Here is a 20,538-nt window from a genome sequence, read left to right as displayed (position 1 = left end):
TCATGGATAAGTTGGTTGATGATAGGCTTTTGTGAGACCTGAGCCTACAACTTTGCTAGAGTTGAATCTCTAAATGCCCGTATGGGCGCACGTGGATATCATGAAAAAACAGGAAATTTCAAAGGAGCTAACTTCCCCTATGTAGCTGCTAACTTCTACAACAAATCAACTGGCCGCTTATTTTTACCACCGTTTACTGTAAAAATGGTAGATGGTGTTCCTGTAGGATTCATTGGGGTTGTTACAACTGATACACCAAATGTCGTTATGCCTACGATGCTTAAAAATGTACAAATTACTGATGAAGTAGAAGCAATTAATAAATCAACACAACAATTAAAACGCCTCGGCGTTAAATCTATCGTCGTTCTTGCTCATGTCGGTGGAACAACCGATGAGTCTGGAGTAACAAATGGCGATCTTACTCGAATTGCAAATGAAACAGACCCAGAAGTTGATGTTATTTTCGGTGGACATAGTCATACGTATGTAAATGGTACAGTAAATAATAAACTAATTGTCCAAGCAAATTCATACGGAACGGCTTTCTCAGACGTGGATGTAACAATTGATCGTAAAACAAAGGATATTGTAAAGAAAAAAGCTGAAGTTGTTACAACGTATCATGAAGGTGTAGAACCTGATAAACAAGTAAAGAAAAAACTAGATCAATATAAAGAAAAAATCGCACCACTTGTAAATGAAGTGGTCGGAAAATCTACAGCACCTATCGACCGTAAACAAAATGATGCTGGTGAGTCCACTCTTGGAAATTTAGTTGCCGATGCTCAGCGTCAAACGATGCAAACTCAAATTGCCCTCATGAATCCTGGTGGCATTCGTAATGACTTAGATGCTGGTGATATTACGTGGGGTGAGTTATACGGCATTCAACCTTTTGGAAATCAATTGATTAAAGTAGATTTAACAGGTCAAGACATTCGCGATATTTTAAATCAGCAATGGCAAAAAGGAACAACAAGAATGCTTCAAATTTCAGGTATTCAATATACGTGGGATGCAAATAAACCAAACGGTGAAAAAATTACAAATATACGTTTAACAAACGGAGAAGAATTATCTCCATCTACAACGTATAGCGTAGTTGCAAATGCCTTCTTAACTTCTGGCGGTGACGGATTTGTATCATTTAAAAATGGTACAAATGCAGAAACTGGTCCAAACGACTTTGAAGCGTTAGTCGATTACGTAAAACAATTAAAAGAACCAATTCAGCCAGTTATTGATGGAAGAATTCAAAAAGTAAATTAAGTGTTTCTCTAATAATAAATTTCATTTTTCACACCATAAAGGATTTGTACTGATCCTCTATTTTATACGTAATATACATCATAAAAAGGATACTCGTTCTTCCAATGAACATAGTATCCTTTTCTTTAGTTATCAAAATGTGATGTTTTGTCAACTTCATATTGCTGTAAAAATTGTTGCAACGCTTCTTCTACAAGTTTAGATTTTTGAATTCCTTTCGATTCTGATATAAGGTCCAATCTTGCTAATATTTCTGTATTAATAGAAAAAGTTCGTCTCTTTTTCTCTGTACTTTTACTCACAATTGGTGCAATTACTTCTTCTCTTTTTCTTAATAACTCATAAATACTTTGTAGTTGCTCATAAATTAATAATTGATAATCTGTTTTCTCATATTGAAGGGCGGTCGCTTCTTGGAGTTGTAAGTGACGTGGTTCTTCTCCATCTCCTACAAAAATACGTTTCTTCTGCTCTCCATCATATTCGTATCCAATCAATCTTAATTTCTTCGATAATGTATACGGGCTTATTTCAAGACGTTTTGCTATAATAGCGATGGATTCACGTCTATTTAAACCATCTATAATTTCTCCAATCGTCACAATTTCCCTCCTCCCGTGTTGAAATGACACTAGTATGGTATGTTACAATGATTTTCTAACAGTATATGCAAAATGAATAGCCTGTGCGATTCATACGATTTCACAAAAGGAGGTTTTCAATATGCTTTTTCGTAGCTACACCCCTCAGTTCTATAATGAAAACAAACAACTCATTCCTAATAGTATCGCTACGATAGAAAGCGTTATGATTAATAATCGAAAACAAACTCTCCTTATGCGTGGACAAAACGTAGAGCAACCTATTTTATTATGCTGTCACGGCGGACCTGGGATGGCACAAATCGGATTTATTCGCCATTTTCAAAAAGAATTAGAGAAGCAATTTATTGTTATTAATTGGGATCAGCGCGGGGCTGGTAAATCCTTTTCACTGAAAGATTTCGGAGCAAATTTCACAATCGAACAATTCGTTTCCGATGCAAAAGAAGTGATTCAATATGTACTTAAAAGGTTCAACAAACAAAAACTATTTCTCGCTGGTCATTCTTGGGGAAGTATTATTGGGCTTAACATAGCACATCAATATCCAAAGTATATCGAGGCTTACATCGGTATTGGGCAAATTGTACATATGAAACAAAATGAAGAATTGCTATATCAACATTTAATTCATTCTGCAAAAAAACATGATCATAAAAAGGCATTAGCTTCCCTTTTAAAATTAGGCAAACCACCATTTTTAGATACGAGACGTCTCATTATTCAAAGAAAGTGGCTTGGCACATTTGGAGGCGCAATCCAAAACGGATCTTCCTTTTCTTTCATACGAAAAGGTTTCTTTTCTCCTGAGTATACGCTATTAGATTGGTTCAAGTTTCTCGCAGGAAATTTAAAATCTGGCGTTTTATGGGAAGAAATGCTGACAATCGATTTCTTTTCTTCTATCTCAAGTTTATCTATTCCAGTTTATTTTTGTTCTGGTCGCTATGATTATCAAACTCCTTATGCACTCGTTCAGGAATATTGCGATATTATTGAAGCGCCTATAAAAAAGATGATTTGGTTCCCAAATTCAGCACATTCTCCTGATTTAGAAGAACCAGAATTATTCGCTAATTCTTTGCAATCAATTAAACAAGAGCTAGCTTTTCAGCATTAGTAACAAAAGGCTCTTTTACATTTCATAGAAAACATTTTATAATACTATGTCGCAAGTATGTATAAACATAGCAAAATGTTTCATATTTACTTGTCTTAACAGAATAAAAATTTAGGGAGATTACATTTATTATGAACGCTGTACTCGTCGCAGTAGCAATTATGCTATTGCTTAGTTTGTTACGTGTCCAGGTCATTGTCGCCATCATTGTTGGAGCTTTAACAGGCGGAATTATCGGCGGACTCGGTATTTCAGAAACGATTAACACTTTTACAACTGGTCTTGGAAACAGTGCTCCAATCGCTTTAAGTTATGCAATGCTTGGTGGTTTCGCTATTTCCCTTTCCAAAACAGGACTTCCAGATGCTATGATTCAAACTGCATTAAAATGGATTGGCAATGAACAAGACACGAAAAAACAAGTTTATTCTAAAATACTTATTTTATTCATTATCTTAACGATGGCTTGTTTCTCGCAAAATGTGATTCCTGTTCACATTGCTTTCATCCCCATCTTAATTCCAGCACTTTTAAAAGTATTAAATGAGCTGAAAGTGGATCGCAGACTTGTCACATGTATTATTACATTTGGATTGATTACTCCTTATATGTGGATCCCTGCAGGGTTCGGAAAAATTTATCATGACGTATTGCAAACCAACGCTGCGCAAAGCGGCCTTACATTTGATGTCACACTTATTCCAAAAGCAATGACTATTCCAGCAATCGGTATGATTATTGGATTATGTGTAGCAGTATTCATTACGTACCGAAAACCTCGTACGTATGAAACAGAACAAATTCATACTACCGAAAATGAAATCGTTCCCTATACAAAACGTAGTATTACTTTCGGGTTATTATCTATCATTGCTACATTAACTGTTCAATTAACAACAGAATCAATGATTTTCGGTGCTTTAGCAGGTATTATCGTCTTATCAGTTAGTGGCAGTCTACCACTTAAAGAAGCAGATGCGATATTAACAAGCGGAATGCGTATGATGTCCTTTATTGGCTTTGTTATGATTGCTGCCGCCGGATTCGGCGCTGTTCTTCGAAAAACAGGACATGTTGAATCTCTAGTGCAAACGAGTGCACATATAATTGGAAATAACAAACCACTCGCTGCATTTCTTATGCTCGTTATTGGACTTCTCGTTACGATGGGAATTGGTTCATCCTTTTCAACCATCCCTATCTTAACAACCATTTTTGTACCTCTTTGCATTCAGCTTGGATTTAGTCCAATGGCCACAATTGCTATTATCGGTACAGCCGGAGCGCTAGGTGACGCAGGATCTCCAGCATCGGATAGTACCCTTGGACCAACATCCGGTTTAAATGCTGATGGTCAGCACCATCATATATGGGATACATGTGTACCCACTTTTCTACATTACAATATACCGTTACTTATATTTGGCTTTATTGCCGCAATTACATTATAAAAAGGTGCGTATAAAACGCACCTTTTACTTTTTCATTTTTCCTTTTAATTGTTGAAAAGCTACTTTTCCGTTATCTTTGACACAGCTTTCAATTGTCGGTGGTGATGAACCTATCCATTCACACTCTATGCTCCCCTTCGGTCCAACAATTTTTAATTTATCTGGTATATGTATATTTAGAAATCTCGCTGACCGAATTAACTCAATAGCAATCTGATCACTTGAGGCTACAATTCCATCTATATATGGATTGTTTTGCAATAATGTAATAAATTGTTTATTTGTATACCCTTGTACACATTCTTCTCGATAAGAGATTCCTTCATCCCAAACAGCGTCTAAAAACCCTGCTATATGATCTTCCATTTCTTCACTTTCTTCTCCCTCACCGAAATATGCAAGAAAGTGACACCCTTTCTCTTTTAATAAAGAAACAGCTCTCTGTCCACTTTCATAATAATTTCCATGTAATTGTTGCTCATCAATCACAACAAACGGAAATGGAATTTCTCCTACACTTTTAAAAACTGCTCTTGTCAAAATAACACCTGCAATGTTATTTTGCTTCAGCATATGTATGTATCTATCTTTATTCTCTATATTACAAATAATGATTTGATAACCTTCTTTATATGCTATTTCCTCAATACAATGTAGCAAAGTGATGTTTGATTGGTTACATAAATTATCTACAAGTAATGCAATTATCGTTGAATTCTCTTTAAATAGTGGCTTCGCTGCACTGTTTGGCCTATAACGTAATTCTTCAATTGCTTCCTTTACTTGTTTTACTGTGTCCTCATGAACGTATCCTTTTTCATTAATAACTCGTGAAACGGTTGCGACTGAAACACCTGCCAATTTTGCAACATCACGTATAGTTGCCACATCGTCACCCCTTAATATGGTAATAGATTACAATTTTACGGTATCCTAAATTACACTATCCGTCAAGATTAATAACTCACATTTCTGAAAATTTTTACATCACTTCACTAAACGATACTCCAACTGAATTTCATGTAAAATTGGGATATTATCATATCCAATACGTGGAATTTCTTTCTTTATTTTTCGCGCCTCCTCTACCGCATTCACATATAAATTAGTCATTACAAAATTACGTTTTTGGTAAAATCGTAACGCATTCATATTATCATTAGTTGTAATAAGCCAAACCTGTCTGCACCGTTCTTCTGCAACTTGTAATACACAATCCACAAGTTTCGTCCCTATTCCTTTTCTTTCTTCAAAGCTATCTAGCGATACAATTTCGCACATATTTCCGGTCATTTCATACGTTATAATTCCGATTATTCTGTCATCTGAGAGCGCAACAAATCCTGGCAACTCTTCTAACTGATGTCCCTTACCACGTGAAACCATCAATGAACTTCCCCAATTCTCACACATGAACATTCGGATTGTTTCTTTCATCGCTGGCGTAATTTTTTGTATATGCAGCATTTCCTATTTCTCCCCTTTTATATCATTGTGATACAATATAAGTGTATCACATGTAACGGTATTTGGAGGATGAGGTAAAGTATGAAACGTTTTTTTGCAGCATTGTTTACTATACTAGGTGCAATAACTGCGCTTGGGATTTTCTTTACAAATAAAGTGATGTACTTAAAGAAAAAAACAGAGGAAGAAGTACTCGAAAGAGAAACGAAAAAACATTTTCGTATAGAGGATTTTGATGCTCTTCATAAAGAAGAAATTCATATCCCTTCACAATTCGGATACGACCTTCACGGATATTACATTCCTGCTGGTCATTCCACCAATAAGTTTATGGTTTTTTGCCACGGTGTAACTGTAAATAAAATAAACTCTGTAAAATATGCAAACTTATTCTTAAAAAGGGGATATAACGTCCTCATTTACGATCATCGTCGTCATGGTAAAACTGGCGGAAAAACAACAAGCTATGGATACTATGAAAAACATGATTTAAAATCCGTAGTTGACTGGCTAAAAAACCGTTTTGGCACCAATATTACACTTGGTATTCATGGTGAATCTATGGGAGCTGCAACACTTCTTCAATACGCAGGACTTGTAGAAGATGGTGCTGATTTCTATATTGCAGATTGTCCTTTCTCTGATTTTCACGGACAATTACAGCACCGTTTAAAGGTTGAATTCCATTTACCAAAATGGCCTTTATTACCTTTAGCAAACGCATTTTTGAAAGTTCGTGACGGTTATACAATTCGTGAAGTTTCACCAATCGATTGTATAAAAAACATTAACAATCCCGTTCTCTTTATTCATAGTAAAGATGACGACTATATTTTAGCTGATATGACAAAAGCGTTATATGAAGCGAAAGAAAATAATAAGCAACTTTATATTGCAGAACACGGTGCACACGCTTGCTCTTATAACGAAAATAAAGAAGAGTACGAAGCAGCCGTCGATCAATTTTTAAACACATATGTGAAAGAAACAAAAAACAGGCTTGCATAAGCCTGTTTTTTATTGCGCTAAAACGTCTGTAACTTGTTCCATATTTTCAGAAATCCATTGCATTGCATCATCTAACGTTGGGAATTCTGTCGTTTGAAATGTTACTTCATCTTGCAGTAACCAAACATCCTTTGCCTCTTGCCCTACACCTGCAATGGACCAATGCAACAAACTATATGGATGATTATCATTCAAAAATGATGCCCACGTGCACTCATTTGCAATGTTTCGTAATGTATGTAATTGTTTATCCATCTCTCGTCACCTTACTCTAGTCAGTTATGAAAACTATTATGACACTCTCTTCTTTCTCAAACAAAGTGCTCTTTTTCCCCGCTATTTGCGGGCAGTAAAACTCCCACCTCAAAATTCGGCTGAAACAAAGAAGTTAGGTGGGAGATTAACTGCCCCTAAAAGCCCGATTGGTTCAACTAATAATTAGTGGGGGATGCCTCCCCCACTAATTAAAGTTTCACTTTATATTGCCAAGCACTTCCCTTGATTATATGATGAAATTAAGCGTTTGGGAAGGAGGGATAACGTTGGCAAAAGTACAAATTAAAGTAAATGATAATGGCTCTTTTCGCGTTACAGGGGACGTGGAATTAGTCGACTCACAAGGGAATGTATTCCCAGCAAAACCGGCATTTTCTTTATGCCGTTGTGGTTTATCAAAAAATATGCCTTATTACGACGCTTCGCATAAAGGTAAATTCGAGTCTGTTGTTAGAGCACCAGAGGCAGAATAATTTTACATGTGACATGCACATTTTTTTGTGCATGTTTTTTCTTTTTAGCAACTCCGTTATATCCCTTCTCTTTACAACATTTCTAATACTTTTATTTCCATTCCAGCCTGCATATATTTTCACACAATTCTTCACATTCGAATATTTTTTACTAGCCTTTTATTTTTTTTGTGCTATAATTTGAGCAAACAGCATCCTTCGGGGTCGGGTGAAATTCCCAACCGGCGGTGATGAAGTGAAAACTTCTAAGTCCATGACCCGTTTTCAACTCGAAAACGGTGGATCTAGTGAAACTCTAGGGCCGACAGTATAGTCTGGATGGGAGAAGGATATGTTTCTAGTTTTTTATATAGTGAATACACTTTTATTTCAGTATGCATATTTTTAAAGATTCATTTTGATTCTTTATATATGTTTAATTTTCTATACTTATTTTTTATACTGAAATAAAAAGAGACAACTAGCGTTTAAAAATTCGATATTTTGCTAGGTTTTTTCCTTATGCAGAAATATCAATTATCGTTAGGTTTCTTTCCTATGCTTTCGTATTCAAACTATATTTCTAGAAATCACGTCTCCCAAACCCCAAGGATATTAAATCCTTGGGGTTTTTTGTTTTTTTTTGGAGAGGTGAAGAAAATGACAGATCAAGAATATATGAGGATTGCCCTGCAGTTAGCAGAAGGAACATCAGGACAAACAAGTCCAAATCCTATGGTTGGTGCTGTTGTTGTAAAAGATGGAAACATCGTTGGTATGGGGGCTCATTTACGAGCTGGTGAAGAACACGCAGAAGTTCATGCCCTTCAAATGGCTGGTCAGAACGCCAAAGACGCTACCGTTTATGTAACACTGGAACCGTGTAGCCACTTTGGAAAAACACCACCTTGTTGTGAATTGCTCATCGAAAAAGGAGTTAAGCGTGTTGTAATTGCTACTCTCGATTGTAATCCGCTCGTTTCTGGTACCGGAAAAAGAAGATTAGAGGAAGCTAAAATTGAAGTAACTACCGGTGTTCTTGAAGCAGAAGCAGTTTTATTAAATCGCTACTTTTTTCACTACATGAAAACGAAACGCCCTTTTGTAACAATCAAAACAGCGATGAGCTTAGATGGAAAGACAGCAACTGTAACTGGTGAAAGTAAGTGGATTACAGGTGAACAAGCACGTGCTGATGTTCACCAATATCGCCATACACATGATGCAATTCTTGTTGGAGTAAATACAGTTATAGCTGATAATCCTCATTTAACAACAAGAATTCCAAATGGTGGGAAACATCCTATTCGCGTTATTTTAGATACCCATTTACGAACGCCACCATCTTCTCATGTCATAACAGATGGTTTAGCACCGACGTGGATTATTGTCGGTAAGGATGTAAAGAAAGAGAAGATATCTTCTTATGAATCTAAAAATATAGCTATATTCCAAATGGAAACGAATTATATAGAAATCGAGGACCTTCTTTCCTTTCTTGGAGAGAAACAAATTCTTTCTCTATTCGTTGAAGGTGGCCAATCGATTCATGCAAGTTTCTTAAAAACAAACAATTTTAATGAAATTGTAACCTATATAAGTCCGAAATTAATTGGTGGGAAAGATGCTCCTACTTTATTTGGAGGAAATGGTTTTTCAAAATTACAAGATGCGCTTTCCTTGAAAATTCAAGAGATGAAACAAATTGGTGATGATATAAAAATCGTTGCGAATGCCCGAAACGAGGTGACGAAATGTTTACAGGAATTGTAGAAGAATTAGGAACGATAGCAAACATGCAACAAAGCGGAGAAGCGATGAAATTAACGATTCATGCAAACAAAATTTTATCAGATGTTCACTTAGGTGATAGTATCGCTGTTAACGGCATTTGCTTAACTGTAACAAGCTTTACAACTACTTCATTTACAGTTGATGCAATGCCTGAAACGATGCAGTCGACATCACTTCGCATGCTTAAACCGCACTCTAAAGTAAATTTAGAGCGAGCAATGGCTGCAAATGGACGATTCGGTGGACATTTCGTTTCAGGACATATTGATGGCATCGGAACGATTTTAAATAAAAAACAACATTACAATGCCGTATATTACAAAATAGCAATTTCTGATGAACTGCTGCGCTATTGTTTGCAGAAAGGGTCCATTGCTGTTGATGGAACGAGTTTAACGATATTTGATATAGACGAATCTTCCATAACGATTTCACTCATCCCGCACACAGTAAGCGAGTCTGTCATTGGAGAAAAAAATGCCGGAGATATCGTAAACATTGAGTGTGACATGATTGGTAAATATATCGAACGCTTTATTACTAAACCTACAAAACGAGTAGGTTCAATGACTGAAAGCTTTTTACAAGAAAACGGATTTCTATAAGGGGGAAGCACAATGTTTCATCGTATTGAAGAAGCTCTAGAAGATTTAAAACAAGGTAAAGTCGTTATCGTATGTGATGATGAAAACCGAGAAAATGAAGGCGATTTTATTGCTTTAGCAGAGTACATTACACCAGAAACAATTAATTTTATGATTACACATGGCCGTGGTCTCGTTTGTGTACCGATTACAGCAGGGTACGCAGAACGTCTACAATTAGAACCAATGGTATCTCATAATACAGATTCACATCATACTGCGTTTACAGTGAGCATTGACCATGTTTCTACAACAACAGGGATTAGCGCTCACGAACGTGCAACTACGATACAAGAATTGTTAAACCCCGCATCAAAAGGCGCTGATTTCAATCGACCTGGACATATCTTTCCATTAATTGCGAAAGAAGGCGGTGTCCTGCGTCGTGCAGGTCATACAGAAGCTGCTGTTGATTTAGCAAAGCTATGCGGTGCCGAACCAGCTGGAGTTATTTGCGAAATTATAAATGAGGACGGCACGATGGCACGTGTACCTGATTTAATAGAATGTGCAAAACAATTTGATATAAAAATGATTACAATAGAAGATTTAATTGCTTATCGCCGCCATCATGAAACACTTGTGACGAGAGAAGTGGAAATTACATTACCTACAGATTTCGGTACTTTCCACGCAATTGGCTATTCTAACTCATTAGATACGAAAGAACATATCGCACTTGTAAAAGGTGATATTTCAACAGGTGAACCGGTACTTGTACGTGTTCATTCTGAATGCTTAACAGGAGATGTATTCGGTTCACATCGCTGCGATTGCGGACCACAACTCCATGCAGCACTTGCTCAAATTGAGCGTGAAGGAAAAGGTGTTCTTCTTTATATGAGACAAGAAGGAAGAGGCATTGGGCTTCTTAATAAGCTTCGCGCTTATAAATTACAAGAAGAAGGATTCGATACTGTAGAAGCAAATGAAAAACTCGGCTTCCCTGCTGATCTTCGTGATTACGGTATCAGTGCTCAAATATTAAAAGATTTAGGTTTACAAAGCTTACGATTATTAACGAATAACCCAAGAAAAATTGCTGGCTTACAAGGTTACGATTTAGAAGTAGTCGAGCGTGTACCGTTGCAAATGCCGGCAAAAGAAGAAAATAAATCGTATTTACAAACGAAAGTAAATAAATTAGGACACTTACTAAACTTATAATTAAAGGAGAGATTTATTATGGTATTCGAAGGTCATTTAGTTGGTACAGGATTAAAAGTTGGAGTTGTTGTTGGACGTTTTAACGAATTTATTACAAGTAAGTTACTTGGCGGAGCTTTAGACGGATTAAAGCGTCACGGTGTAGAAGAAAGTGATATTGATGTTGCTTGGGTTCCTGGTGCATTTGAAATTCCTTTAATCGCTAAAAAGATGGCTAGTAGCGGAAAGTATGATGCTGTTATTACATTAGGTACTGTAATCCGAGGTGCTACAACACACTACGATTACGTTTGTAATGAGGTAGCAAAAGGTGTTGCGTCTTTATCACTACAAATGGACATCCCAGTTATTTTCGGCGTATTAACGACAGAAACAATTGAACAAGCGATTGAACGCGCAGGTACGAAAGCTGGTAATAAAGGATATGAATCAGCTGTTGCTGCAATTGAAATGGCTCACTTATCAAAACAATGGGCATAAAAAAAAGAGGCTGCGGCCTCTTTTTATTTTTTCACCTTTTTTTGTACATCTTTTATTAATTCATTCATCGTTTTTCCTTCTGTTTTTATATGAAGAGCTTGTGCTGTTCTCCATACATTCTCTCTTTTTTTCGCTTCTTCTATAATAGTAATTTCTTTTCTAACTTCCTTTAAATCTTTTCCTTCCGTTTTCAATCCAAAATGTTCAGCTTTCGTTCGAAAGTGTTGTTCGATTCTTTGTTGCATCTCTTTTTGTTCAGGATTTTCAGCAGCCTTAACTGGATCAGAACTTATTGCTTTTATTAAAATTAAACAAGTCATAATCGCTAATATGTATTTGTACATGTAAAATCCTCCAACCCAATATAAATTACATATTTACTATGTACAACTAGGGCTTGGAAAATTCGTCCACAAAAATTCTTTTTTTCGCTCAAAAACCAATAATATCAAGCGTTCACAACTATTTATTACATTTTATTTACAAAAAAAGCAAACCCTTTTACAAGTTTGCTTTTTCATCTATCTTATAATGCACATTCTTCAATCTCAAATCCTAAATCTGCAATCATACCCCAGTCCGCAGTCGGCTCTTGTCCAGCTGTCGTTAAGTAGTCCCCGACAAAAATAGAATTTGCTGCAAATAAACCGATTGGCTGTACAGAACGTAAATTGATTTCACGTCCTCCTGAAATACGAATTTCTTTTGTTGGGTTTACAAAACGCATCATTGCAAGTACTTTTAAACATTCTACTGGCGTTAACTCTTTTTGCCCTTCAAGAGGTGTCCCCTTTACAGCAACAAGGAAATTACAAGGGATAGAATCTGCATCTATACGTTGTAATTCAAATGCAATTTCAGCACGCTCTTCAATTGTTTCTCCCATGCCAAAAATTGCTCCAGAGCATGGTGAAATACCAGCTTGTTTTGCTTTTTGAACTGTATCAACACGATCATCATACGTATGAGTTGAACAAATACTATCGTAATTATTTGCATGTGTATTTAAGTTGTGATTATAACGGTGCACGCCTGCTTCCGCTAAACGTCCTGCTTGATCTTCATTTAAGAAACCTAAACAACAACAAATCTTCAAGTCTGTCGTTTCACGAATTTCCTTAACTGCTCCAATTACGTGATTTACCTCTTTATCCGTCGGACGACGACCAGACGCTACAATACAATATGTACCTGCTTTACGGCGTATTGCTTCATGTGCCCCTTCTACAATCTTCTCCTGCGTTAACCATGCATATTTATCAATCGGTGCTTCTGAAATAATAGACTGTGAGCAATATCCACAATCTTCAGGACATAATCCAGATTTCGTATTAATAATCATATTCAATTTTACTTTCTTACCAAAGTGATGATGGCGAATAATGTAAGCTGCATTCATAATTTCTAAAACTTCTGTATCATCAGCTTCTAATATCGCTATTGCATCTTCTTTCGTAATCATTTTCTCTTCCACTACGTCGTATGCAAGTTTTTTCCAATCCCTTTTTGTTTGTACTTGTTTCATTTCATCTCTTCCCCTCTTTTGTTATACGTATAAATAAAGCATGATACGTTGCCATTATCCCTTCATTTCCCGTGAAGTCTCTTTCGTATATGCGTAGCATCGCACGAAAGAGTGAGGGACTTTGACAATATGATCCTTCATTGCTATTAGTTGCTCCTACTTTTCGAATAGAATGCAGAAACTCCTTAACTTCTGTAAAACTCTCTATGTAACATGTTTCAGAAACATGCACATCCCCTGTTTCTATCTTACATATATGAAGCAACTGATCTTTTGAATAAAAACGTTGACCAATCGATGTTTCATTTTTTATATTTCTTTCTTCTTTCGCACGTTGGAACGAAGCATGCAATTCTTGAAATGTTTCATGTCCAAACGTTGAAAAGAGTAATATCCCATCTATAGACAAATGTTGAAATAAATTTCTTAACACTTGTTGTAAATTATTTAACCATTGAAATGTAGCATTTGAAATAATGACATCATATGATTCTTCTAATCGTAATTGCTCAATATCTTCACAGTGAAACGTTACATTTTTTACATTTTGTTTAGTTTGCGCAATCGCAATCATACTTTCAGCAAAATCAACTGCTGTAATATGTGCTTTCGGAAATAACTTTGATAATTGTTCTGTTACATACCCCGTCCCGCATCCCAGTTCTAAAATACGTATTGATGCCGTTTCACTATATCGTTCCTTTAAGATTGAAAGTAATGAATGTGCCATCTTTTTTTGTACATTTGCATATCGATCGTAAGATACGGCTGCCCCATTAAACCGTTTTTGTAGTAACGTTTTGTTGATCATGTCGTATCCCCTCTACAAATTGAATTATCTCATTTGCACAATATTCAAAATTCGTTACACATAATGCATGCCCTGCTTCACTTACTACTTTCAGCTCGCTGCTGCTATTCTCCGTCATACTACGTGCCGCAGACAATGGGCATATTACATCCTGTTCTCCGTGAATAAGTAGTATAGGTACTTTAATTTCTTTTAGTTCTTCTCTCATATCTGTTTCTATTAAATAATCCAAACCTAGTTGTAAAGACTGAATAGAATCACCTTTAAAACGGTCTACAATGTCTTCAAAGTTTTTATTCCCTTTTAGCTCATCTTTCGTAAACATATTTTCATAAAACCGCTTGAGCGTATCCTCTCTCCTTCTCGCCAAATTCCTTTTCAGCCGTTCTACATGCAAAGCATTCCATCCATTACTATAGTCGCTCGTATTTGTAAATTTAGCAGTCCCACCAATTAATACGATGCCTTTTGCCTGAATCTTTGTATAAGCTTCAACTGCCGCTAACGCTCCTAGTGACCATCCAACTAAAATTACGTTGTCGTTATGCGCTACATCTATAATTCGTTCCGCAAATTCACTTCGTTCTCTCACATTACGCCAATCTACGCATTCAACAGGATATCCTTTAAAATACGGAAGTACTAAATCCCAAATATTCTCTTCCATTCCCCATCCGGGGATAAAAATAATCTTTAGCTCGTTCATACGAAAATCTCCTCTTCTTTCGCAATGTGAATAATTCGGTCAATAGCCCATTTTAAATCAGCTATTGTATGTTGCGATGTAACTGCAAAGCGAATTCGAGAACTATGAACCGGCACAGTTGGCGGACGAATTGCAATGGCCGCAATCCCTACCTCTTGCAACCTTTTACTAAATCGTAAAGCATGTTCATTTGAACCGACTACAATCGGTACAATATGAGTTGAACTATTCCCAATATCAAAACCAGCATCCCTTAATTTAGTTCTGAAGTATTCTCCGTTTGCTATAAGGTTCTCTCTTCTTTCGTTATCTTCTTTTACAATTTCAATTGCTTTTTGCACTGCTCCTAACGTACTTGGTGGTAAAGCTGTAGTAAAAATAAAGCTTCTCATCATATTTTGTAAATACTCTATATAAATTTCATCACCTGTCAAATACGCACCATAACACCCTAAAGCCTTGCTAAACGTCCCCATATGTATATCAATTTTTTGAGCAAGATTTTTTTCAATATGAGATAACCCAGCTCCGCCGATTCCATATATTCCACTCGCATGTGCTTCATCGACTATAATGATTGCCCCGTATTTCTCTTTCAGCTGTACTAAATCTCTCAAATACGCAGTATCACCATCCATACTAAAAACGGTATCTGTTACGATTAATTTTCTGCTTTCAGGCGAAGCCATTTTCAACAGCTTCTCTAAATGATCCAAATCATTATGACGATACCTTTTATGCTCTGCCCCGCTTAATATGATTCCATCAACAATACTTGCGTGATTTAACTTGTCACTAAAAACAATATCGTGCCGAGAGGCCAAAGAAGATATGGCACCAATATTTGCCGTATACCCACTATTTACAATTAAAGCTCTTTCAGTACCTTTCCAGTCACATATGCTTCTCTCAACCTCTTCATATAATGGATGATTTCCTACAACGAGACGAGAGGCAGTCGCTCCAGTTCCATATCTTTTTGTACAGGCAATAGCAGCTTCTTTTAACCTTTCATCTCCAGCTAACCCTAAATAATTATTTGACGCTAAATTTAACATCCTTTTTTTATCTCGAATAAGCCAAGTCTCTTCTGCCTTCTCTGTTACATGCAAATCACGATACTGCCCTTGCTCATGTAATTGTTGTAATTTACATTGAAGGTGCGCCCGCCACGTTTGATTCATTTTGGATAAACTCCTCTAATTTTGAAATCATAATATGTTCTTTTGCAGATTCTAATACTTCTTCTTTCGTAAACTCACCTTCAAAGAATGGTAATAATCCTAAAACTGGTACCCCGCTCAGCTCTTCAATCATCTCTTTATTTTCTTGCACTCTTTCCATTTCACATTCTTTGCAACCTGATAAAATGACACCCGCTACGGTTAAGCCATGCGCCTTTGCATAAGCAATCGTTAACACTGTATGATTTACTGTTCCTAATGTAGGACGAGCTACTACAATAAGAGGCAACTGTAATTCTTTTGCAAAATCAATTACTAAAGCATCTTCTGTATATGGGACAGCAAGCCCACCTGCCCCTTCTACAAATAAGCTATTAAACTCTTTTAATAGTTCATTATAGTAATCAGTAATTTCTTTTAACTTTACTACTCTTCCAGCTCTTTTCATGGCAAGTCTCAGAGCAAGTGGTGCTTCAATAGAATAAGGGCAAATTTCATTTTCTTGTGTCGGCACACCTGATAATGCTTTTAACCTTGCCGCATCTCCCTCAGGGTTTGATGCAACATGCCCACTTTGCAACGGTTTATATACTCCGATGTTATATCCCAATTCTCTAAATACACCGGCTAATGCACCGGCAACGACAGTTTTCCCCACTTCAGTATCTGTTGCTGTTATAAAAAACCGCGCATTATTCTCCCTCCGTAACATCCGAGATTGCTTTATACAAAATACGTAACATATCATCAATCTCCTCAATTGTAGAAGCAAGAGGTGGCATAAATACAATCGTATTACCGAGCGGTCGCAAGATCATACCCAGCTCTCTTGCGCGTTTACATACTTGAACACCGACTCTTTCTGTCCAGTCAAACGCTTCTTTCGTTTCCTTATTCTTCACAAGCTCAATACCAACCATTAATCCGCACTGACGAATATCACCTACATGTTTATACGCAAAGAGCTTTTCTAATTGCGCTGCCACATAATCCGTTTTATGTGCCACTTCTTCTATTAAATTTGTTTTTTCGTATAGCTCTAAATTAGCGATTGCTACGGCACACCCTAACGGATTGCCTGTGTAGCTATGTCCATGGAAAAATGTTTTTTGTTCTTCATATTCTCCTAAGAAGGCATTATATATTTCATCCGTCGTTACCGTAACTGCAATTGGTAAATATCCACCTGTTAAACCTTTCCCAGCAGTTAAAATGTCTGGCGTCACATTTTCATGTTCACACGCAAACATTTTCCCTGTACGCCCAAATCCAGTCGCTACCTCATCTGTAATAAATAATACATTGTACTTAGTACATAAATCGCGCAGTCCTTTTAAATATCCTTTTGGCATTGTAATCATCCCGCCAGCACCTTGCATTAATGGCTCCACAATGATGGCAGCTACTTCTTCATGCTTTTCTTTCAACAATTCTTCCATTTCTTCTAAATGGCTTTTTACAATTTCCTCCCTATTATTTCCGTAAGGAGAACGATATGTATATGGATACGGCATTCTAATCGCATCAAATAAGAGCGAACTATACACTTGGTGAAACAAGTCTATTGCTCCTACCGAAACAGCTCCAATTGTATCACCGTGATATGCTTCTTTTAATGTAACGAATCTTTGTTTCTTTCGTTTCCCTTTATGCTGCCAATATTGGAAAGCCATCTTAATTGCAATTTCAACAGCGGTAGAACCTGAATCAGAATAGAATACCTTCTTCAATCCATCTGGTACAACCTCAATAATTTTTTCTGCTAATAAAATAGATGGAACGTTAGCAAGTCCTAACATAGTAGAATGAGCAATTTTATTTAATTGCTCACGAATTGCTTCATCTAATTCCGGTACTTGATGTCCGTGAACATTTAACCATATAGATGAAACACCATCCCAATATTCATTACCATTTACATCGTATAGCTTTCTTCCCTCTCCACGTTCAATAATGACAGGATCTTCTTCTAAATAATCTTTCATTTGTGTAAATGGGTGCCATACGTAAGCTTTATTTTTCTCTGCTAATTCTTCATATGTATAAGATGATTTTTCAATCGTTTTACTATTTATTGTCACAATTGTCACCCCTAATGTTAACTTGTTTATAAATATAGTTAACATTAAATCCGAATGACTGTCAATTATTTTAAAATCAAATAGTTCTTAAAAAAGAACAACTTATCATACGATAAGTTGTTCTACTTTCCATGCTGTATCTTTCCAATTTCTAAAATAATTTCTTCATCTTTTTTCCCCTCTGTATCAATTCCAAGTTGCTTAGCGTGCTCAATTAATAAATCATGACGCTTCTCAAACCTAGCGGTATTTACTTCTTTCGTAACCTCTTCTTTTGTTTTTCCCTCTGTAGAAACTCCTAGTTTCTCTGCTGCTTTTTCCATTGATTTCTTCTCTTCTATTTCTTTTACTTTCTTCACTTCTGATTGTTGTATTTGCTTTTGTTTCAGCTGCTCTGATTCAGCCGCAAAAGCTGTGTAAATTCCAGCACTTCCTCCAATAACTAATAAAGTGGTAAAAAGAATTATTTTTTTCTTCACTCTTTCCTCCCCCTTTCAAATTCATTATAACGTACATTTTTACAGCATTAAAAACAATTATCCTTTATTTCCCTAAAAAAACATTTAATATTTTTATTGACATGTAAGATGAAAATATGATAAAAATTTAACTAACATCATATGAATCGGCGTTGATAGGATTTAGTAGTATTTCGATTTCTGATTCAGAGAGCTGGTGGTCGGTGCGAACCAGTACAGAGCGAATTATGAATTACCCCCTGGAGCTTCTTTTACGAAACGTGAGGAGTAGTGAAAGACGGTTATAGACCGTTATGTCTAAAGAGTGGTGAAACGACACTGTTTCACAATTTAGGGTGGTACCGCGAATTTTTCGTCCCTGCATATATTGCAGGGGCGTTTTTTATTTTATAAGCGCATATCATATGACCCTTTATTTTGTGATACATTCATTTCACAAGCTAGGGTGGTACCGCGATTTCTTCGTCCCTGCATAATTATATGCAGGGACGTTTTTTTATCCAATTATTTCCGTATCATATAGAAGAACAAACAATTACCGGTAATTTGTCACAAAATTCTAAATTTTAGAAGGGGATATACAATATTGGCGAATTTTATATAAAAAAGAGCTATTTCATATTACTTAGGAGGGGAAAACAATGGTTTCAAAAATTGAGTCTGTTCTTTTAACAATTTTTATCTTTTTCTGTATTGGTTTTAGTGTTATTCAATTAGAAGTTTCACCACACATCCCAATTTTATTTGGTATCGTTCTTTTATTAGCATTTGGATTCTTGAAGAGAATCTCTTGGTCTACTATGGAGAAAGGGATGATTAGTAGTATTTCAGCTGGTATTCCATCTATATTTATTTTCTTACTTGTAGGCGTATTAATTAGCGTTTGGATCGCAGCTGGAACTATTCCGACTTTAATGGTATACGGCTTCCAACTTGTATCTCCAAAAATTTTCGTTCCAACTGTTTTTGTTGTTTGTGCAATTGTTGGAACGAGTATCGGTAGTGCTTTTACAACTGCTGCAACTGTAGGACTTGCCTTTATGGGAATGGGTACTGCCCTTGGATACGATCCAGCTCTAATTGCTGGTGCAATTATTTCTGGTGCATTCTTCGGAGATAAAATGTCTCCTTTATCTGATACAACAAACTTAGCGCCTGCTGTAACGGGTGTAGATTTATTTGAACATATTCGTAACATGCTTTGGACAACAGTGCCAGCTTTCATTATTGCTTTTATCGCATTTTTCATTTTAGGAAGCGGATCTGATGGAAACGTTGATTTCTCAGCATTTATTAACACATTAGAAAAAAATGCAACAATTTCTATCGTTACACTTATTCCTATTTTATTACTGTTCCTATTCGCATTTAAAAAGGTACCCGCAGTTCCAACATTACTTGCAGGAATTGTGGTAGGAATTATTATTCTCTTTATTTTTAAACCTAGCACTTCTTTAGCTGATTTAATAAAAATTATGCAAGACGGTTACGTTTCTAAAACTGGTATCAAAGATATTGATAGCTTATTATCTCGCGGTGGCCTGCAAAGTATGATGATGTCAATTGCTCTTATTTTCCTAGCTCTTTGTATGGGAGGATTATTACAAGGAATGGGTATTATAGCGCAGCTGATGAATATTATCTCTAGCTTCGTAAAAACTAGTACACGCTTAATTATTTCTACTGCTTCAACTGCAATTGGTGTAAACTTCTTACTTGGTGAGCAGTACTTATCCATCGTTTTAACAGGACAAGCATTTGCTAATAAATACGATGAAGTCGGTTTAGAACGTCGTAATTTATCACGAGTATTAGAAGATGCTGGTACAGTAATTAACCCCCTCGTACCATGGGGTGTAAGTGGCGTATTCTTAACAAACGTTCTTAGCGTTCCAACATTCGATTACCTGCCATACGCAATCTTCTGTTTAGCGTGTCCAGTCGTAACCATTATCGTCGGATTTACTGGATTCGGTCTTTCATGGAAAAAAGAAAAAGCAGTACCAGTTTCATAATATA

21 protein-coding genes, 1 pseudogene, 1 riboswitch and 1 other annotated feature are annotated in these 20,538 nt (G+C 36.3%); of the genes and pseudogenes, 10 read left to right on the top strand and 12 right to left on the bottom strand.

The window, feature by feature from the left end; genetic code table 11:
• Positions 1 to 93 precede the first annotated feature (93 nt).
• A pseudogene (locus tag MR169_RS08815) lies at positions 94 to 1,272 on the top strand (bifunctional metallophosphatase/5'-nucleotidase); the annotation flags it as partial.
• Positions 1,273 to 1,397: 125 nt separating this feature from the next.
• Here the strand turns inward: MR169_RS08815 and MR169_RS08810 are convergent.
• Complete coding sequence (locus MR169_RS08810) at positions 1,398 to 1,874, bottom strand: ribbon-helix-helix domain-containing protein (RefSeq protein ID WP_000151931.1); 477 nt, start codon at positions 1,872 to 1,874, stop codon at positions 1,398 to 1,400.
• Between the two features lie 121 nt (positions 1,875 to 1,995).
• Here MR169_RS08810 and MR169_RS08805 point away from each other — a divergent pair, with 121 nt between their 5' ends.
• The gene (locus tag MR169_RS08805; protein ID WP_000898966.1) at positions 1,996 to 2,994 is read left to right on the top strand and encodes an alpha/beta fold hydrolase; all 999 of its coding nucleotides are present in this window, start codon (positions 1,996 to 1,998) and stop codon (positions 2,992 to 2,994) included.
• 131 nt (positions 2,995 to 3,125) lie between these two features.
• Positions 3,126 to 4,445 (top strand): Na+/H+ antiporter family protein, encoded by a 1,320-nt coding sequence (locus MR169_RS08800; RefSeq protein ID WP_000994810.1) that lies wholly within the window; start codon positions 3,126 to 3,128, stop codon positions 4,443 to 4,445.
• Between the two features lie 24 nt (positions 4,446 to 4,469).
• On the opposite strand, the gene MR169_RS08795 is transcribed toward MR169_RS08800, so the two are convergent.
• Positions 4,470 to 5,333: a LacI family DNA-binding transcriptional regulator gene (locus tag MR169_RS08795; protein ID WP_242319277.1), complete on the bottom strand. Its 864-nt coding sequence runs from the start codon at positions 5,331 to 5,333 to the stop codon at positions 4,470 to 4,472.
• Positions 5,334 to 5,432: 99 nt separating this feature from the next.
• Entirely contained in the window at positions 5,433 to 5,912 is a 480-nt protein-coding gene (locus MR169_RS08790; protein ID WP_242319276.1) for a GNAT family N-acetyltransferase, read from the bottom strand.
• A gap of 81 nt (positions 5,913 to 5,993) precedes the next feature.
• On the opposite strand from MR169_RS08790, the gene MR169_RS08785 reads away from it, so the two are divergent.
• Complete coding sequence (locus MR169_RS08785) at positions 5,994 to 6,920, top strand: alpha/beta hydrolase (protein ID WP_000819234.1); 927 nt, start codon at positions 5,994 to 5,996, stop codon at positions 6,918 to 6,920.
• Between the two features lie 9 nt (positions 6,921 to 6,929).
• On the opposite strand, the gene MR169_RS08780 is transcribed toward MR169_RS08785, so the two are convergent.
• Complete coding sequence (locus MR169_RS08780; protein ID WP_242319275.1) at positions 6,930 to 7,175, bottom strand: DUF2552 family protein; 246 nt, start codon at positions 7,173 to 7,175, stop codon at positions 6,930 to 6,932.
• Between the two features lie 287 nt (positions 7,176 to 7,462).
• Here MR169_RS08780 and MR169_RS08775 point away from each other — a divergent pair, with 287 nt between their 5' ends.
• The 5 genes from MR169_RS08775 (at position 7,463) to ribH (ending at position 11,733) form a co-directional block, all read left to right on the top strand.
• Positions 7,463 to 7,669: a CDGSH iron-sulfur domain-containing protein gene (locus tag MR169_RS08775; protein ID WP_242319274.1), complete on the top strand. Its 207-nt coding sequence runs from the start codon at positions 7,463 to 7,465 to the stop codon at positions 7,667 to 7,669.
• A 190-nt stretch (positions 7,670 to 7,859) separates the two neighbouring features.
• Positions 7,860 to 8,003, top strand: a riboswitch (FMN riboswitch).
• A gap of 305 nt (positions 8,004 to 8,308) precedes the next feature.
• The gene (ribD, locus tag MR169_RS08770; protein WP_242319273.1) at positions 8,309 to 9,421 is read left to right on the top strand and encodes a bifunctional diaminohydroxyphosphoribosylaminopyrimidine deaminase/5-amino-6-(5-phosphoribosylamino)uracil reductase RibD; all 1,113 of its coding nucleotides are present in this window, start codon (positions 8,309 to 8,311) and stop codon (positions 9,419 to 9,421) included.
• A complete protein-coding gene (ribE, locus tag MR169_RS08765) occupies positions 9,403 to 10,047 on the top strand; it encodes a riboflavin synthase subunit alpha (RefSeq protein WP_000493915.1) in 645 nt (214 codons plus the stop codon). The genes ribD and ribE overlap by 19 nt, the downstream gene beginning before the upstream one ends.
• Before the next feature lie 12 nt (positions 10,048 to 10,059).
• Positions 10,060 to 11,253 (top strand): bifunctional 3,4-dihydroxy-2-butanone 4-phosphate synthase/GTP cyclohydrolase II, encoded by a 1,194-nt coding sequence (ribBA, locus tag MR169_RS08760; protein ID WP_242319272.1) that lies wholly within the window; start codon positions 10,060 to 10,062, stop codon positions 11,251 to 11,253.
• A gap of 18 nt (positions 11,254 to 11,271) precedes the next feature.
• Positions 11,272 to 11,733, top strand: coding sequence for a 6,7-dimethyl-8-ribityllumazine synthase (gene ribH, locus MR169_RS08755; RefSeq protein ID WP_000230899.1), 462 nt, complete (start codon positions 11,272 to 11,274; stop codon positions 11,731 to 11,733).
• Between the two features lie 23 nt (positions 11,734 to 11,756).
• On the opposite strand, the gene MR169_RS08750 is transcribed toward ribH, so the two are convergent.
• The 8 genes from MR169_RS08750 to MR169_RS08715 form a co-directional block, all read right to left on the bottom strand.
• Positions 11,757 to 12,077 (bottom strand): hypothetical protein, encoded by a 321-nt coding sequence (locus tag MR169_RS08750; protein WP_000280032.1) that lies wholly within the window; start codon positions 12,075 to 12,077, stop codon positions 11,757 to 11,759.
• Positions 12,078 to 12,259: 182 nt separating this feature from the next.
• A complete protein-coding gene (bioB, locus tag MR169_RS08745) occupies positions 12,260 to 13,258 on the bottom strand; it encodes a biotin synthase (protein ID WP_000815856.1) in 999 nt (332 codons plus the stop codon).
• A 1-nt stretch (position 13,259) separates the two neighbouring features.
• Positions 13,260 to 14,069, bottom strand: coding sequence for a malonyl-ACP O-methyltransferase BioC (gene bioC / locus MR169_RS08740; RefSeq protein WP_242319271.1), 810 nt, complete (start codon positions 14,067 to 14,069; stop codon positions 13,260 to 13,262).
• A complete protein-coding gene (locus MR169_RS08735; protein ID WP_206905205.1) occupies positions 14,035 to 14,775 on the bottom strand; it encodes an alpha/beta fold hydrolase in 741 nt (246 codons plus the stop codon). The genes bioC and MR169_RS08735 overlap by 35 nt, the downstream gene beginning before the upstream one ends.
• Positions 14,772 to 15,959 (bottom strand): 8-amino-7-oxononanoate synthase, encoded by a 1,188-nt coding sequence (gene bioF / locus MR169_RS08730; protein ID WP_016118592.1) that lies wholly within the window; start codon positions 15,957 to 15,959, stop codon positions 14,772 to 14,774. Before bioF ends, MR169_RS08735 begins: the two co-directional genes overlap by 4 nt.
• Positions 15,925 to 16,671, bottom strand: coding sequence for a dethiobiotin synthase (gene bioD, locus MR169_RS08725; protein WP_242319270.1), 747 nt, complete (start codon positions 16,669 to 16,671; stop codon positions 15,925 to 15,927). The genes bioF and bioD overlap by 35 nt, the downstream gene beginning before the upstream one ends.
• Positions 16,652 to 18,085: an adenosylmethionine--8-amino-7-oxononanoate transaminase gene (gene bioA / locus MR169_RS08720; RefSeq protein ID WP_242319269.1), complete on the bottom strand. Its 1,434-nt coding sequence runs from the start codon at positions 18,083 to 18,085 to the stop codon at positions 16,652 to 16,654. Before bioA ends, bioD begins: the two co-directional genes overlap by 20 nt.
• A gap of 77 nt (positions 18,086 to 18,162) precedes the next feature.
• Complete coding sequence (locus MR169_RS08715) at positions 18,163 to 18,519, bottom strand: hypothetical protein (RefSeq protein WP_000726902.1); 357 nt, start codon at positions 18,517 to 18,519, stop codon at positions 18,163 to 18,165.
• Positions 18,520 to 18,662: 143 nt separating this feature from the next.
• Positions 18,663 to 18,882 (top strand) — a binding site (T-box leader).
• A gap of 278 nt (positions 18,883 to 19,160) precedes the next feature.
• On the opposite strand from MR169_RS08715, the gene nhaC reads away from it, so the two are divergent.
• Positions 19,161 to 20,534 carry a Na+/H+ antiporter NhaC gene (gene nhaC, locus MR169_RS08710; RefSeq protein WP_016118595.1) on the top strand — a complete coding sequence of 458 codons (1,374 nt, stop codon included), beginning with the start codon at positions 19,161 to 19,163 and terminating at the stop codon, positions 20,532 to 20,534.
• Positions 20,535 to 20,538: the final 4 nt, after the last annotated feature.

It is taken from the genome of Bacillus cereus group sp. BfR-BA-01349 (assembly GCF_022663795.1).
Taxonomy (GTDB): Bacteria; Bacillota; Bacilli; order Bacillales; family Bacillaceae_G; genus Bacillus_A; species Bacillus_A cereus.
This window is presented reverse-complemented; position numbering and strand designations above follow the sequence as displayed.

Excerpts from the sequence above, each read along its gene's own strand:
- MR169_RS08805 (WP_000898966.1), top strand. The coding sequence starts at position 1,996 with ATGCTTTTTCGTAGCTACACCCCTCAGTTCTATAATGAAAACAAACAA.
- MR169_RS08800 (WP_000994810.1), top strand. The coding sequence starts at position 3,126 with ATGAACGCTGTACTCGTCGCAGTAGCAATTATGCTATTGCTTAGTTTG.
- MR169_RS08790 (WP_242319276.1), bottom strand. The coding sequence starts at position 5,912 with ATGCTGCATATACAAAAAATTACGCCAGCGATGAAAGAAACAATCCGA.
- MR169_RS08785 (WP_000819234.1), top strand. The coding sequence starts at position 5,994 with ATGAAACGTTTTTTTGCAGCATTGTTTACTATACTAGGTGCAATAACT.
- MR169_RS08780 (WP_242319275.1), bottom strand. The coding sequence starts at position 7,175 with ATGGATAAACAATTACATACATTACGAAACATTGCAAATGAGTGCACG.
- ribD (WP_242319273.1), top strand. The coding sequence starts at position 8,309 with ATGACAGATCAAGAATATATGAGGATTGCCCTGCAGTTAGCAGAAGGA.
- ribE (WP_000493915.1), top strand. The coding sequence starts at position 9,403 with ATGTTTACAGGAATTGTAGAAGAATTAGGAACGATAGCAAACATGCAA.
- ribBA (WP_242319272.1), top strand. The coding sequence starts at position 10,060 with ATGTTTCATCGTATTGAAGAAGCTCTAGAAGATTTAAAACAAGGTAAA.
- ribH (WP_000230899.1), top strand. The coding sequence starts at position 11,272 with ATGGTATTCGAAGGTCATTTAGTTGGTACAGGATTAAAAGTTGGAGTT.
- MR169_RS08750 (WP_000280032.1), bottom strand. The coding sequence starts at position 12,077 with ATGTACAAATACATATTAGCGATTATGACTTGTTTAATTTTAATAAAA.
- bioB (WP_000815856.1), bottom strand. The coding sequence starts at position 13,258 with ATGAAACAAGTACAAACAAAAAGGGATTGGAAAAAACTTGCATACGAC.
- bioC (WP_242319271.1), bottom strand. The coding sequence starts at position 14,069 with ATGATCAACAAAACGTTACTACAAAAACGGTTTAATGGGGCAGCCGTA.
- MR169_RS08735 (WP_206905205.1), bottom strand. The coding sequence starts at position 14,775 with ATGAACGAGCTAAAGATTATTTTTATCCCCGGATGGGGAATGGAAGAG.
- bioF (WP_016118592.1), bottom strand. The coding sequence starts at position 15,959 with ATGAATCAAACGTGGCGGGCGCACCTTCAATGTAAATTACAACAATTA.
- bioD (WP_242319270.1), bottom strand. The coding sequence starts at position 16,671 with ATGTTACGGAGGGAGAATAATGCGCGGTTTTTTATAACAGCAACAGAT.
- bioA (WP_242319269.1), bottom strand. The coding sequence starts at position 18,085 with ATGTTAACTATATTTATAAACAAGTTAACATTAGGGGTGACAATTGTG.
- nhaC (WP_016118595.1), top strand. The coding sequence starts at position 19,161 with ATGGTTTCAAAAATTGAGTCTGTTCTTTTAACAATTTTTATCTTTTTC.